The 14601-nt window shown below is 61.3% G+C and carries 14 protein-coding genes; 11 read left to right on the top strand and 3 right to left on the bottom strand.

Annotation, left to right across the window (positions count from 1 at the left end):
* Nucleotides 1-131: 131 nt before the first annotated feature.
* From NKJ80_RS09560 to NKJ80_RS09545, 4 genes are all read left to right on the top strand, one after another.
* Complete coding sequence (locus tag NKJ80_RS09560) at nt 132-2588, top strand: penicillin-binding protein 1A (protein ID WP_023667477.1); 2457 nt, start codon at nt 132-134, stop codon at nt 2586-2588.
* A gap of 130 nt (nt 2589-2718) precedes the next feature.
* Nucleotides 2719-3850, top strand: a protein-coding gene (gene prfB, locus NKJ80_RS09555; RefSeq protein WP_155922402.1) for a peptide chain release factor 2 whose coding sequence is annotated in 2 segments (ribosomal slippage) — nt 2719-2784 and nt 2786-3850 — 1131 coding nt in all. Because the reading frame shifts where the segments join, the coding sequence is not laid out codon by codon here.
* 106 nt (nt 3851-3956) lie between these two features.
* A complete protein-coding gene (locus NKJ80_RS09550; protein ID WP_352497479.1) occupies nt 3957-4376 on the top strand; it encodes a GFA family protein in 420 nt (139 codons plus the stop codon).
* Between the two features lie 288 nt (nt 4377-4664).
* The gene (locus NKJ80_RS09545) at nt 4665-5060 is read left to right on the top strand and encodes a hypothetical protein (RefSeq protein ID WP_023667474.1); all 396 of its coding nucleotides are present in this window, start codon (nt 4665-4667) and stop codon (nt 5058-5060) included.
* A gap of 54 nt (nt 5061-5114) precedes the next feature.
* Here the strand turns inward: NKJ80_RS09545 and NKJ80_RS09540 are convergent, their stop codons facing one another.
* Entirely contained in the window at nt 5115-5984 is an 870-nt protein-coding gene (locus NKJ80_RS09540) for an NmrA/HSCARG family protein (protein ID WP_352497478.1), read from the bottom strand.
* 103 nt (nt 5985-6087) lie between these two features.
* Here NKJ80_RS09540 and NKJ80_RS09535 point away from each other — a divergent pair, with 103 nt between their 5' ends.
* From NKJ80_RS09535 to NKJ80_RS09520, 4 genes are all read left to right on the top strand, one after another.
* Nucleotides 6088-6978 (top strand): LysR family transcriptional regulator, encoded by an 891-nt coding sequence (locus NKJ80_RS09535; RefSeq protein WP_023681487.1) that lies wholly within the window; start codon nt 6088-6090, stop codon nt 6976-6978.
* A 147-nt stretch (nt 6979-7125) separates the two neighbouring features.
* The gene (locus tag NKJ80_RS09530) at nt 7126-7494 is read left to right on the top strand and encodes a GFA family protein (RefSeq protein WP_023667471.1); all 369 of its coding nucleotides are present in this window, start codon (nt 7126-7128) and stop codon (nt 7492-7494) included.
* A 151-nt stretch (nt 7495-7645) separates the two neighbouring features.
* Nucleotides 7646-8296 carry a YiaD family glycine zipper/OmpA-like lipoprotein gene (locus NKJ80_RS09525; RefSeq protein ID WP_023667470.1) on the top strand — a complete coding sequence of 217 codons (651 nt, stop codon included), beginning with the start codon at nt 7646-7648 and terminating at the stop codon, nt 8294-8296.
* 237 nt (nt 8297-8533) lie between these two features.
* Entirely contained in the window at nt 8534-9142 is a 609-nt protein-coding gene (locus NKJ80_RS09520; protein ID WP_023702468.1) for a hypothetical protein, read from the top strand.
* Nucleotides 9143-9369: 227 nt separating this feature from the next.
* Here the strand turns inward: NKJ80_RS09520 and NKJ80_RS09515 are convergent, their stop codons facing one another.
* Both NKJ80_RS09515 and NKJ80_RS09510 read right to left on the bottom strand, forming a co-directional pair.
* Nucleotides 9370-10500, bottom strand: a complete 1131-nt coding sequence (locus NKJ80_RS09515) for a DegT/DnrJ/EryC1/StrS family aminotransferase (protein ID WP_050485848.1) — start codon at nt 10498-10500, stop codon at nt 9370-9372.
* Nucleotides 10497-12143 carry a B12-binding domain-containing radical SAM protein gene (locus tag NKJ80_RS09510; protein ID WP_197031334.1) on the bottom strand — a complete coding sequence of 549 codons (1647 nt, stop codon included), beginning with the start codon at nt 12141-12143 and terminating at the stop codon, nt 10497-10499. Before NKJ80_RS09510 ends, NKJ80_RS09515 begins: the two co-directional genes overlap by 4 nt.
* A 79-nt stretch (nt 12144-12222) precedes the next feature.
* Here NKJ80_RS09510 and NKJ80_RS09505 point away from each other — a divergent pair, with 79 nt between their 5' ends.
* The 3 genes from NKJ80_RS09505 (at nt 12223) to NKJ80_RS09495 (ending at nt 14598) form a co-directional block, all read left to right on the top strand.
* The gene (locus tag NKJ80_RS09505; RefSeq protein ID WP_197031335.1) at nt 12223-12912 is read left to right on the top strand and encodes a class I SAM-dependent methyltransferase; all 690 of its coding nucleotides are present in this window, start codon (nt 12223-12225) and stop codon (nt 12910-12912) included.
* Between the two features lie 64 nt (nt 12913-12976).
* A complete protein-coding gene (locus NKJ80_RS09500) occupies nt 12977-13645 on the top strand; it encodes an acetyltransferase (protein ID WP_023688392.1) in 669 nt (222 codons plus the stop codon).
* A complete protein-coding gene (locus tag NKJ80_RS09495; RefSeq protein WP_050485850.1) occupies nt 13645-14598 on the top strand; it encodes a hypothetical protein in 954 nt (317 codons plus the stop codon). The genes NKJ80_RS09500 and NKJ80_RS09495 overlap by 1 nt, the downstream gene beginning before the upstream one ends.
* Nucleotides 14599-14601: the final 3 nt, after the last annotated feature.

Here is a 14601-nt window from a genome sequence, read left to right as displayed (position 1 = left end):
AACCGGGCACTGCCGTATTTTGCCCACATGGTGGCGACATGGGTTTTCCATCACGGATCGGGACAGTTGCGAAGGCTTGCGCGAAAGGCGGCTTCGTCAAGGAAATTCCCGGACCTCGGACTGGAGCGGGCATGATTCGTCTTATCGGCTATTTCTTTGGTATCGGCACGACGCTGGCGCTTATCGTCGCCGCGGGCGTGGCGATATACATCAGCCATCTGTCGAAAGACCTGCCCGACTACGAGGTGCTGGCCAAGTACGAGCCGCCGGTGACGACCCGCATCCATGCTTCCGACGGCTCGTTGATGGCCGAATATGCGCGCGAACGGCGGCTCTATCTGCCGATCCAGGCGGTTCCGGACCGGGTCAAGGCGGCGTTCCTGTCGGCCGAGGACAAGAATTTCTACAACCATCCCGGCATCGACATCACCGGGCTTGGCCGCGCCATCTACGTCAACCTGCAGAATCTGGGTTCGGGCAGGCGCCAGGTCGGCGCCTCGACCATCACCCAGCAGGTGGCGAAGAACTTCCTCTTGTCCTCGGACCAGACCTACGAGCGCAAGATCAAGGAGATGATCCTGGCCTTCCGCATCGAGCAGGCCTATTCGAAGGACCGCATCCTTGAGCTTTACCTCAACGAAATCTTCTTCGGTTTCGGCGCCTATGGCGTTGCGGGCGCGGCACTGACCTATTTCGACAAGTCGGTCAACGAACTCACGGTCGCGGAAGCCGCCTATCTGGCGTCGCTGCCGAAGGGGCCCAACAACTACCATCCCTTCAAGCATGCCGACCGCGCCATCGAGCGCCGCAACTGGGTCATCGACCAGATGGTCGAGAACGGCTACGTGACGCGCGAGGAAGGCGACAAGGCCAAGGCCGAGCCGCTCGGCGTGACGCCGCGTCGTAACGGCTCCTATCTGTTTGCGGGTGAATATTTCACCGAGGAAGTGCGCCGCCAGATCATCTCGCGCTATGGCGAGAACGCGCTCTATGAGGGCGGCCTTTCGGTGCGCACGACGCTCGATCCGAAGATCCAGCTCATCGCCCGCAAGTCGATGCAGAACGGCTTGCTCAAATATGACACGCTGCGCGGCTATCGCGGACCGGTGACGCATATCGATGCTTCCGGCGACTGGGGCGTGGCGCTGGGCAACGTCAAGGGGCTGGAAGACGTGCCGGAATGGTCGCTTGCCGTCGTGCTCGACAGCTCGGCGACCGGCCTTTCCATCGGCCTGCAGCCGACGCGGCAGATTTCGGGCGATATCGTCAAGGAACGCGTCGAAGGCGCCGTCAGCAAGGAAGACATGAGCTTTGCCATGCGCCATGTGGTCGATGGCAAGACGGTCAAGGCCAAGTCTCCGGCCGATGTACTGCAGCCCGGCGACGTCATCTTCGTGCAGAAGAACGAAGGGTCGGAAGGCGCCTACACGTTGCGCCAGGTGCCGGAAGTGGAGGGCGGCCTGATCGCCATGGATCCACATACCGGCCGCGTGCTGGCCATGGTCGGCGGCTTCTCCTATGCGCAGTCGGAGTTCAACCGCGCCACGCAGGCGATGCGTCAGCCGGGATCGTCCTTCAAGCCGATCGTCTATTCGGCCGCGCTCGACAATGGCTATACGCCGGCCTCGGTTATCATGGACGGACCGATCACCATCCAGAGCGGCACTACGACCTGGACGCCGAAGAACTATGACGGCACGGTGGCAGGCCCCGCGACCTTGCGTTCCGGCATCGAAAAGTCGCGCAATTTGATGACGGTGCGGCTCGCCAACGACATGGGCATGAAGCTGGTGGTGGAATATGCCGAGAGGTTCGGCGTCTACGACCATCTGGCGCCGTATCTGCCGATGGCGCTGGGCTCCGGCGAGACGACGGTGATGCGCATGGTGTCGGCCTATTCGATCATGGCCAATGGCGGCAAGTCGATCAAACCCTCGCTCATCGACCGCATCCAGGACCGCTACGGCAAGACCGTGTTCAAGCAGGACGAGCGCGGCTGCGAAGGCTGCAACGCGCCCGAATGGAACAACCAGCCCGAACCGGAACTGGTCGACAATTCCGAGCAGGTGCTCGATCCGATGACGGCCTACCAGATCACCTCGATGATGGAAGGCGTGGTCCAGCGCGGCACCGGCGCCACCATCGCCGAGCTTGGCCGCCACATCGCCGGCAAGACCGGAACGACCAATGACGAGAAGGACGCCTGGTTCATCGGCTATACGCCGAACCTCGTCGTCGGCCTCTACATGGGTTACGACACACCGCGCGGTCTCGGCCATGGCGCCACCGGCGGTGGTCTGGCGGCGCCTATCTTCAAGGACTTCATGCGCGTTGCGCTGGACGGCACGCCCAATGTCGACTTCAAGGTACCGGAAGGCATGAACCTGGTCGCGATCAACCGCAAGACCGGCATGCGTGCCGCGTCGGGCGATCCCGGCACCATCATCGAAGCCTTCAAGCCCGGCACCGGCCCAGCCGACAGCTATTGGGTGATCGGCATGGGCGCCGACGGGTCCAACGGCGCCGGCGGACCGCTATCGCCGCAGGCTACGGAAGCCATCCAGGCACCCGGCGGCGGACTCTACTGACGACCTGATTTTTTACGTCGAGTGGGCTGGCTTGTTGAGCCGGCCCATTTCGCTTTACAGGCAGCAATGCCGTGCCTATGTATCGCGCCGACCCAAGCGCCACTTCAAAAACAGGACAGAACAACCAGCCATGCGCGCGGAAACGCAGAATATTGTCGACGAGATCAGGCAGGCGATCACCCTGCTGAGGAGGCATCTTTGACTGGGATCAGGCTATAAAGCGGCTTGAATACCTGAACGTGCGCGCCGAGGATTCCAGCCTCTGGAATGATCCGCTGGAAGCGCAAAAGCTGATGCGCGAGCGCCAGGGCCTCGAAGACGGGATCGCCGGCGTCAAAAGCCTGACTCAGGCGCTGGAAGACAATATCGGCCTGATCGAACTGGGTGAGGAAGAGGGCGACCAGAGCGTGATCGCCGAGGCGGAAGCAGCCCTCCGCTCGATGCAGGGCGAGGCCAAGGCCCGCCAGGTCGAGACGCTGCTGTCGGGCGAGGCCGACGCCAACGACACCTATCTCGAAGTCCATGCCGGCGCCGGCGGCACCGAGAGCCAGGACTGGGCCTCGATGCTTCTGCGCATGTACACGCGCTGGGCCGAGCGTCGCCGTTTCAAGGTCGAAGTGCTGGAAGTCCATGACGGCGAAGAGGCCGGCATCAAGTCCGCCACGCTCCTGATCAAGGGCCACAATGCCTATGGCTGGCTGAAGACCGAGTCGGGCGTTCATCGCCTGGTCCGCATTTCACCCTATGACAGCAATGCGCGCCGCCACACGTCCTTCTCCAGCGTCTGGGTCTACCCGGTCGTCGATGACAGGATCGAGATCGACGTCTCGGAATCCGATGTACGCATCGACACCTACCGCTCATCCGGTTCGGGCGGCCAGCACGTCAACACCACGGACTCGGCGGTTCGCATCACCCATATCGCCACCGGCATCGCGGTTGCCTGCCAGGCCGAACGCTCGCAGCACAAGAACAAGGCGAAGGCCTGGGAAATGCTGCGCTCGCGCCTTTACGAGGAAGAGCTGAAGAAGCGCGAAGCGGTGGCCAATGCCACAGAAGCGTCGAAGAGCGACATCGGCTGGGGTCACCAGATTCGTTCCTATGTGCTGCAGCCCTACCAGTTGGTGAAGGACCTGCGCACCGGCGTCGAGAGCACCAGCCCGTCGAGCGTGCTCGACGGCGACCTCGACGACTTCATGGAAGCCTCGTTGTCGCAGCGCATCGAGGGCGGTGCCGGTGAAGCCGTGGCCGACCTCGACTAGGATATGTTCATATTCAGCTGAGGCCGGCCTGCGAATGGATGATACCTGCGCTTCCGCCACTTTCTTGAATAAGAACATCCCTTGGCGGGGGAGCGAAGGAGGAACCATGACTCGCAGGCTCACCGGCAAATGCTTTTGCGGCACGGTTCAGTATGAAGTGGCGGACGAGTTCGTCTATGCCGCGATCTGCCATTGTTCGAACTGCCGGCGCACCACAGGTTCCGCCTTCAAGCCCTTCGCCGGCATCGAGCGCGAGAAACTTGCCCTTGCCGAAGGGCATCACGGGCTCATCCATTTCGGCGATGACAGCGGCCACGATGCGCATTGCAGCCGCTGCGGCTCGTTGCTGTATTCGCTGGTCCGCGACGGCGCCTATGTCGATGTCGCCATGGGCACGCTGGTCGACGATCCGACGATCCGGCCGACCGCGCACATCTTCGTCGGCTCCAAAGCGCCATGGTTCACCATCGCCGACGACTTGCCGCAATATGAAGGGCATGTGGTCGCCGGTCCAGGCGAAGTATAGGCTGGAACCACATTCGGCCAATCCCGTTGTTTCGATGCCCGTCTGCCGGGAGTTGAGCCTGGCCTTGGATCTCGTCAGCGGTTGCAGATAGCGGCGTAGATGTGGCGGCCTCGCGCAGCAACTTCTTGCGCCAGCCTAGGAATCAGCCCAGCATCCGAGGGCTGGAAGAGAAAAAGCATTTATGGCCGGACGCGGCATATCTGCGACCTGACGATCCGGCCACTGGGAAGACACGTTCCGGGAACGGGCAAGCGAAACGCTTGATGCTCGTTTGAAAGGAACGCTTCCATGTCTGCTGCCACTCTCCGATCGGCCAGAGCCGTTCAACCGGCTGGCCGACTCCTGTTTTCCTTGTTCGTGACCCCGATCTTTGCAATCGCGATGCTTGCTGCGGTGCTGACCGCACCCGCCTTCGCCCATGACGCCAAGCCTACGGCGGCGAAGCCGCAAGGCTGGAGTTATCCCTTCGCCTGCTGCGCAAACTACGACTGCCGTACCACCCATACCGGCGAGGTGCTGGAAAAGCCGGAGGGCTATGTCATCGCCGGAACGGGGGAGGTCGTGCCGATGAGCGACAAGCGGGTCAAGGACTCACCCGACGGCGATTTCCACTGGTGCGCGCACCAGGCCGGCCTCGACGCAGGCAAGACGATCTGCCTGTTCGTGCCACCGCGTTCCTACTGAGTTCTGTTGGCAGTTCTCATCGGAAGGCCGGCCTTGGTGCTGAAGGCGCTTGCGTCAGACGGAAGCAGCGAGTGCTGAGGCGAAGTCGCGATACGGCCGCAGTGGGCGACCCAGAAGTGCCGTCAGGCGCTCGACGTCGCCGGTCTCGGGCAGCATCCCGTCGGTAAGGAAACGCTCGCCCATCAGGCGCATGTCGTAGGCCATCCAGGCGGGCAGGAACTGCTTGAGATTTTGCTCAAAACCCTCCGTATTGTCGCCGCTGTAGCTGATCGGGCGGGCGAGTACGTCTGACCAGATTGCGGCAATGTCCGTCCCGGTCAGTGTCTGCGGACCGACGAGGTTGATCCTCTCGAACGCAAGCGGCTCCTTGGACCGTTCGCGACGCAGCAGCTCAAGAGCGGCGATCTCGGCGATATCGCGGGCATCGATCATGGCGAGACCCTTGGGGCCGATCGGCATTGGGTAGGTGCCGTAGCCGGTGATGACGTCTTCGACCGTCAGATCGTTCTGGATGAAGTAGGCCGGGCGCAAGATCGTAGCTTTGAAGTCCATCTGTTCGATCATTCGCTCCACGCCGAACTTGCCCGCGAAATGCGGCACGTTCACATAGACGTCAGCGTGGATCACCGAGAGATAGACGATCCGCTCGATGCCGGCCGATCGGGCGACATTCAAGGCGATCAAAGCCTGGGTGAATTCGTCCGGCACCACGGCGTTCAAGAGGAACAGCGTGGAAACGCCAGACATGGCTTTGCGCAGCGAATCGACATCGAGAAAGTCGCCTTGCACGACGGATACGCCTGCCGGAAAACTGGTTTTCGACGGATCGCGCACGAGAGCACGCACATCGGCGCCGCGCTTGGCGAGCTGTTCGACGACTTGGCGGCCGATATTGCCGGTGGCGCCGGTAACGAGAATGGTCATGGAATTTCTCCTGTTGGGTTGCTTGACAGCCCCAATATGTGTGGCTCACAAAGAGCCCAGTAGACGGCAATTTTAGACACGTCGTCTCACTGGTGGGACAGTCATGGATCTTTTAGCCCTTGCCGATTTTAACCTCGTGGCTCGCCATGGCGGCTTCGGCAAAGCGGCAAGGTCCACCGGCCGGCCCAAGGCAACATTGTCCCGGCGCGTTGGCGAATTGGAAAGCAGTCTCGATCTGCGTCTGTTCGAACGGGGTGCGCGTAACCTGAAGCTGACCGAAGAAGGACGGGCGCTCTTCGAGCGGACGGGGGCGTTGCTTGCCGAGCTGGACGAGACGGCATCGGCGATTGCCTCGGGCGGCCAGAGACCCAAGGGCAGATTGCGGATCAGCGCGCCTTTGCATTTTTCGCAGACTGCAATGGGGAGGATCGCCGCGGGATTTGCCCTGAGGTATCCTGAGGTGAGGCTTGAAGTGACCACCGAAGACCGGCATGTCGACATGATCGAGGAAGGCTACGATCTGGTAATCCGGGTCAATCCGGATCCCGATGAAAGCCTGGTCGGACGGGCGTTTCTCCGCGACCGCCTGGTCGTTGTGGCGAGCCCGGACCTTCCTCGCCCGGCCGATGGGCTCGCCGCTCCTGGCGTTGCGCGCGGGACGGGCGAGCGGCAAACATGGCAGGTGAAGACACCAGGTGGCCGGGCAACACTTAGAATCGAGCCGGTCCTCGCCTTGTCGACGCTCATCATGGTCCGGGATGCGGTGCGAGCCGGCATCGGCGCAGGACGGCTTCCCATTTCGTTGGTGGCCCACGACCTGGCTGACGGCACACTGGTGAATTGGGGGGATATTGACGGCCCCGAAATTTCTCTATGGACGCTCTACCCCTCCCGGCGGCTGCTCAGCGCGCGCGTGTCGGCGTTCCTGGATTTTCTGAAACAGGCTTTCCCAAACGGGACGCCGGACGAACTGGCCGCCTATATCGGCAGGTGACGACGATTGGGAGGTGACGACGGGCCTGCTTCAGCCAGAGCGCCGCTCGGCTCGATCGACCGGAGCCTGCTGACAGACAGTTGTCAGGAGCCTTCCTTTATGGTGCCTTGCCGCATGGGTGGCGGGCAACGGAGAGGAAAGCTTTTCATGACCATCAAGGCCAGCTGTCATTGCAAGGCGACGACGTTCGAGGTTTCGCAGGCGCCCGAGACGGTAACACAATGCACCTGCTCGTTCTGCTCCAAGCGCGGTTCGCTGTGGGCTTACTACGTTCCGTCGCAATTCAAGCTCACCAGCTCGCCGGAAAACGTTTCCTTCTATCAATGGGGATCGAAGACCGTCAAACACGGGTTTTGCGCCATTTGCGGCTGCGGCACCTTCACCGAAACGCCGGACTGGTCGACCGGAAAACCGGACTTCGACAATCCCAAGATCTCAGTCAATTCGCGGCTGTTCGACGATTTCGACCTCGACAAGGTCGAGGTGGTCGTCATTGACGGCAAGAACCTCTGGTAGGCCAGCACCAGCCACCGAAGCGGAAGTGTGGCGCGAGCGGGGAGAAGCCGCTTTCGCCGCTCGGTTTTTCGCCGCATTTCATGTTACAAGACCGGAGAAGGGCTTATATGCGCGAGCCGCAAAGGCCGCGCTTTGGAGAGGGACGATCCTTATGAAAAAGACTGTGCTCGTCGCCGTTGCGACGGCTGTGCTGGTGAGTGCCTGCACCACGACCGATCCGTACACCGGGGAGCAGAAGGTTTCGAACACCGCAGCCGGCGCCGGCCTTGGCGCCCTGGCGGGCGCGGGCCTCGGCCTGCTTGCCGGCGGCAATGACCGCCGCAACGCGCTGATCGGCGCCGGTATCGGCGCGCTGGCCGGCGGCGCCATCGGCGCGACCATGGACCAGAACGAGGCTGAACTGCGCCGCCAGCTCGAAGGCACCGGCGTCAGCGTCACCCGCACCGGCGACCAGATCATCCTCAACATGCCGTCCGACATTACTTTCAACGTCGACCAGGATGCGGTGAAGCCCGGCTTCTACCAGGTGCTGAACTCGGTTGCGCTGGTGCTGAAGAAGTTCAAGCAGACCACGGTCGACGTGTTCGGCCATACCGATTCGACCGGTGGCGACGAACACAATTTCGATCTGTCGCAGCGCCGCGCATTGGCGGTCGCCAACTATCTCTCAGGCCAAGGTGTCGATTCGCGCCGCTTCGCCGTCACCGGATTCGGCAAGACCCGTCCGATCGCGTCCAACGGAACGGCGGCCGGCCGTGCGCAGAACCGGCGCGTCGAGATCCAGCTTTCGCCGCTGACCTGAATTGTTCGGCATCGAAATGCGAAGGCGGCCCCCGCAAGGGGCCGCTTTCTTTTTGGGCTCCTGTGGTCCGCCAAAAGGTCTAATGCATTAGAGATTTCTAATAATCCCTTTCCGGAGACCTTTGAAGGGATTAGCATTGGCGCGGTTCCAGAGGGGATGGGGCGATACAAACGGCCGCGCAGTCACTTAGTCGGCCCCGGTCCTGCACGGCCAGATAAGGAAATCTGGGAGGAATGCATGACAAGAACAGCTCGTCTTGGGCGCTGCGGCGTCCTCATTTTGACAGGTCTGGCCTCAGCTTGGTGCGCAGCCGCCACGGCTCGAGCCGAGGACGCCAACAAAGCCGACATCGAAGCTTTGAAGAAATCGCTCGCCAAATATGAGGACTACACGGTCGCCGTCCGCGACCTTTATCTGTCGACTGTCGGGTGTGTCTATTACAGCGGGGACAGGATCGAGGGCGCAATGGACTATCCGAAGGGCGCTATGGGCATCCATTTCGTCAACGTCCCGAGTGTCGGTCAGAAACTCGATCCGATGCGCCCCAATGTGCTGATCTACGAGCCGACCAAGAAAGGCTTGAGATTGGTTGGCGTGGAATGGCTGGTGCCCCTGACGCCAGACACCAAGGAACCTCCAAAACTATTTGGCCAGACCTTCATGGGACCGATGGAAGGGCACTATCCGCTCATTCCGAGGGAGTTCGTCCACTACGACCTTCATGCTTGGCTGTTCAGAGACAATCCGAACGGCATGTTCAGTCCGACCAACCCGAACGTGAAATGCAGCAAGGCAGAGTTTCCGATGCTGGAAAAACCGACCAAGATGATGCCCGGCCCGATGTGACGGACGGGCCAGGATAGAAGCTTGCCAAGGGTGCAAGCTGGCCGGCTGCATTTGAGAGCGCTCGGGATCAGGCTCGGACGACGATCGGCATGAGGGCCGGCGCGCATGAAGGCTGCCCGCATGATGTCGTCGCGGAAGCCGACAATGGCGGCAAAATTGCGCACGCGCCAGCATCGCGCTGGGCGCTAAGGGGCCGTTTTGCGTTAAGAGTCGACCAGACATTCGGCTCAGCCCGCAGCAGCCACTTCGCTGAGGATCGAGCAGATGCGGGAGATTGTTTCATCCGCAAGATCGGTCCAACAGGGTAGCCCCAGTTGAGTCGCTACCAGTATGTCAGTGGTCTGTAGCGGCAGCCTGGGAAAATGTTCGAAGGCTGCGTGCCGATGCAGACCGCCACCCCACCACCGGCGCACACCAACCCCTCCTTTCGCCAGCGCCGTGAGCGCCCGGTCCATCGAACCAGGCGGCAGGCCAATGGTGACGGTGGAGGATATCCATTTTTCACCGAACCCCTCCGGCAAGCTCAGCCCGGAAATCGACCCCAGCGAGCGGCTATAGCTTGTGGCAACGCGCTTGTAGGCGGCACGCGTATGTGGCCACAGCTCAAGTGCGGCCAGGCCGACGGCCGCACCATACTCGCTGAGCTTGCCGTTCAGGGCCGGTCTGACCGCCTCGCGCGAATTTGAAAAACCAAAGTTGGCACCCTCCGCGATTTCCTCGATCAGAGAGCCGTCGTCTGACGCGATAAAACAACCTTCGCCGATGCCGAGTGCCTTGGTGGCATGCAGGCTGACGACTGCCGGAACCCGCGATGGCGTCAAGGTGTCGAAGGCTGCGGCTGCGTCAATTACCACGGCAAGACCGGTATCGCTCTTGAACCGATCCCAGTTCGCGACACCAATCGGGCGGCCGAACGGCATGACCGGCATGACCGCTCCGACGCCGCCGGGAGCCTGGCGGAGGAGTTCTGCCGCGCTCTCGGGCAACAGTTGCTGGCTGTCCAGGTCTACGTCGACCAGCCATGGAACGAGCCCTGCGAGGACCGCCGCGTGCGCGCTGGCCGCGAAGGTCCAGGACGGCATCATGCAGAGACTTCCCTTCGCCGGTTTCTGCGCCATCAATGCGAGCGCCAACCCCAGCGTTGCGTTTGCGCCACATACGACATGGCCTGCAGCGGTCCGAGTCTTGAGAGCTTCCTGGAAACGCCGGTTCAACGGACCGTTGTTGCTGTACCAGCGAGTTGCATCGATCTCGTGCAGATAGGGAAGGATGCTGTCGCCTGTCGGCAGTCGCGGGCGCGACACGGGAACATCGGGCGCTGGGCCGGGATCGGCATCCCACAATCCGTCGGCGTTCAAGCTCTACCGCCTGCGGTCTTGTCCAGATAGAGGCCTTCATTTGCGGGTATGGGCCGCAAGGTTTCGGGCCGGCTGGTCCCGATCTCGATCTTACTGCTGGTCCGCGAGATGGTGTAAAAATGCCAGTGATCGGCGCAAAGCAGCACGAAACTGGCGAATGGTATCGCCTCGCGGCCGCAGAGACGCCGGTTGCGGCGCCAATGCCTGACATAGGCGCCGCCCAGCGACATCGCGCTGCGCTTGGCAAGCAAAGCTCTGAAGAGTCGGGCAGCCATCAGGATGGCACCGGCCAATTCCGCAATCCGGGTCACGCCGGAACGCTTCCGGCCGATCAGGGTTGCAAGCGTCGCCCGGCTCTTGCGAAAGCCTGGCGATCCGAAATAGCCATCCACAAGGCGGCTGAAGTAGGCGTCCGGCTCGTAAAGGCGCTGCACCAACCTGTCATAGCCGGCCCTCAGCGCTTCGCGCGTCATCTTCTTCGGGCGGAAGCTGACATAGGGGTCGCTGAGGTCCAGCCGACCCTCCATCTTCAGCCGCCCATAGAGCGGCGTCGTGGGGATCGGGCACAAGATTGCCACAGATGCTTGCGCGATACCGATTTGCTGAATGAACTCGAACTGCTCATCGAAGATCGCCTCATCGTCGCTATCGAAACCGACGATGAAACCCGCCTGAATCACCAGCCCGCTGTCGCGGATGCGCTGCAATTTGTCGATCATGCTGTCGCCACGAACGTTCTGGATCTTCCTCGTTTCCATCAGCGACTTGGCGCGGGGCGACTCGATGCCGACAAAGACTTGGCGGAAATTGGCCAGACGCATCAGATCGAGCATTTCCGCGTCGTCACCCAGATTGATGCTGGCTTCTGTCGAAAAGGCCAATGGATAGCCGTTTACCTTTTGCCAATCGATCAGGCCTCTCAGGAGTTCCTTGGCCTTGACCTTGTTACCGATGAAATTGTCGTCGACCAGAAAACAGGTACGGAAGCCCGCCTTCACGATCGCATCGAACTCGCGAATCATTTGCGCCGGCGACTTCAGGCGTGGCCGGCGACCGAAGATGGTAATGATGTCGCAGAATTCACAAAGGAAGGGGCATCCTCGCGAGAACTGTAGAGACGCTACCACGTAGCTTCCAGATTTCAGCAGGTCATATCGAGGCGTGGGGACGGTCTCCATATCGGTTTTCGCGTCCTGCTCGTAGCGCTTCTGGACAGGCTCTCCGCGAGCGAAAGCCGTCAGGAAGCGAGGCCACGTTTCCTCGGCTTCGCCGATGAAGCGCACGTCGCAGCGGTCGACAAACTCCGCCTCCGACACCGAGACATAGGGACCGCCCGCGGCGACGGTAATCGGTAGATCGCGCAGTCTCTCGAGGATTTCAAACATGCGGTCGCGCTGCACGATCATGCCGGTCACGCCGACGATGTCGAAGGCACCGAGCCGCTCGAAATCCAGGTCCTCGACATTCTCATCGAGCAGGACGACATCACAATGATCCGGAGCAAGCGCCGCAAGGGCGGGCAGGGAACCTGTCACGATCCAGCTGCCTTTTTTGCCAGGCAGAACGGGAAGCACCTCGTCCCGGCTCCAGACGGAAGGGCGGAACCGCGGATTGATGAGGCAAACCCGAAGCTTGCGCGGCAAAGGCATATTCGAAGTGTGCATCGAGTATAAGCCTGTGAGTGAGCGATTCAGTGACATGATGTTTCGCGCAGATTATAGAGTGATATACAAGCCAGCCGACGCCTTCTATTGCCAATTAGACGAGGTATTCCAATTGCCCGACAGTGGTCCATACGACGCGCTGGTCGCCCACTACGAGGCGTGTCTTGCACGTCATGGCGATACGCCCCAGGGAGTCGACTGGCCGGATGCCGGGGGGGCAGCGACACGTTACCGCATAATGGCCGAGGCGATGCGTGAGCGCGACCGGGTCGATGTGCTGGACTTCGGCTGCGGCGCCGGCCATTTCCTCGACTATTTGCGCCAATCCGACGATCGCAAACTGCGATATCGGGGGCTCGATCTGTCCGCACGGTTCATTGACCTGTGCCGGCGCAAATATCCCGGCGTGACCTTTGACTGTATGGACGTGATGCAGAATGAGGTGGTTGTGCCCGAGGCCGACTACATCATCATGAACGGGGTCTTCACGGAGCGTTGTGGCGTCGCCTACGAGACGATGTTCGACACCATGACCCGGTTGATCGCAAGGGTGTTCCCTCATGCCCGCAAGGGAATGGCCTTCAACCTGATGTCGAAGCACGTCGACTGGGAACGCGAGGACCTTTTTCACGTGCCTTATGATCGGATAAGCCACTTCGTCGTCGGTCAATTGTCGCGTCATCACCTCATTCGCGCCGACTACGGGCTCTACGAGTACACGGTTTACGTCTACAAGGCTGCCACGTAGCCGACGATCCGCGGATTTCCGGCTTGCGGGTCAAGAATATAATGGGCATAGGCGCGGGGGCGGCATGGCGGACGTGGTTATTTTTGGGATGGGCCAGATCGCCGAGGTCGCGTGGGCCTACCTCGACAGGTTCGGAGAGGATCGCGTCGTCGGTTTTACTGTCGACGAAGACTTCCTCACACAAACCGAGTTCAAAGGTCTTCCCGTGGTCGCCTGGGAAAAGCTTGAGGACCGATTCCCGCCTGAAACCGTCAAGCTGCTTGGTCCGCTCAGCTACCAGAACCTCAACGAGTTCCGCCGTGATCGGCATAAGCAGGGCCGGGCGCGCGGGTACAGCTTCACGCGCTTCATCCACCCCTCTACGCACAATATGGCGGACACGGTTGGTGAAAACTGCTTCATTCTCGAGAATTGCACGCTGCAGCCGTTTGTCCGCCTCGGCGAAGGCATCATGATGTGGAGCGGTAGCCATGTCGGTCATCACTCCATCGTCGAGGATTTCTGCTTCGTCTCGTCGCAGGTGGGGCTGGCGAGCGGTGTCCATATCGGCACGTGCAGCCTGATCGGCGGCCAGGTCGGCATCGACAACGGCATCACGATCGGTGCCGGAAGCTATATCGAGTCCCGTTGCATGATCCGGCGCGATGTGCCCGCCAACAGTGTAGTGCGTCATCCCTCGGACTTGCCGAAGCCCTATTCCAGCGCCCGTATCAAGTCGATGAAGTTCCGCTGATGCCTGGCCGTCAGAGGAAATGGACCCGGCAGGGGTTGCTGGTGCCCATAAAGGCGGGGCACGGGTGGTGGGGCAGCTACGCGCAGGTTCCGACGGTCCTCGCCCTTTCGCCTCGGCTTTGGCGCATCTATTTCGCCGGGCGCAATAGCGCCAACCGGTCATCCATCCTGGCCGTTGATGTCGACCCGCAAGACGGCATGCGTGTGTTGGGTGAGTATTTCGACCCGATCATGGAGCCGGGCCTGCCAGGCACTTTCGATTGCTCGGGGCTGGGGCCCTCCTGCGCGGTGATGATCGGTGGGCGCGTGCATCTGTATTATTCGGGCATCTACCCACGTAGCGATGTCAGCTTTCAGATCGCCATCGGGCTCGCCACCAGCGATGATGGGCTGAATTTCGAGAGAGCATTTGCGGGGCCGGTCCGCAGTATCGGTCCGGCAGATCCCTATTTCGTGTCAACGCCCTTCGTTGGTGCGATCAAGGGCGGCTATCGCATGTGGTATGCGAGCGGCACCGGTTGGGTGGAGACCAGAGGTGTCCGGGAGCCTGACTATGTGCTCCGCAGCTGTGTTTCGCCAGACGGAATTCTGTGGGAAACAGGCTCGGTCCCGGTGCTAGGTGACGACCTCGGGGACGGGAACAGCCAGACGCGTCCCTGGGTCACGCATGAGGCTGGCGGTATACGGCTGTGGTACAGCCGCCGCGGGCGGGACTTTCGCGATGGTGGCAATGAAGCCTACCGCCTTTTTTCCCGCCTGATAGATGTCCGGGAAGGCATGGCTGGCGAGGCGGAACCTGTGATCTTCAGCAATCCGCCGGCGGCCGGCGACTTCGACAGTTGGATGCAGGCCTATTGTTGCGTCATGCGACGCGCTTCCGGTGAAGTGATGTTCTACAACGGTAACGGGTTCGGCGAGGCCGGCATCGGCTGGGCGACTCGCGATTTGACATGACGG

It is taken from the genome of Mesorhizobium sp. M0030 (assembly GCF_040323695.1).
Taxonomy (GTDB): Bacteria; Pseudomonadota; Alphaproteobacteria; order Rhizobiales; family Rhizobiaceae; genus Mesorhizobium.
This window is presented reverse-complemented; position numbering and strand designations above follow the sequence as displayed.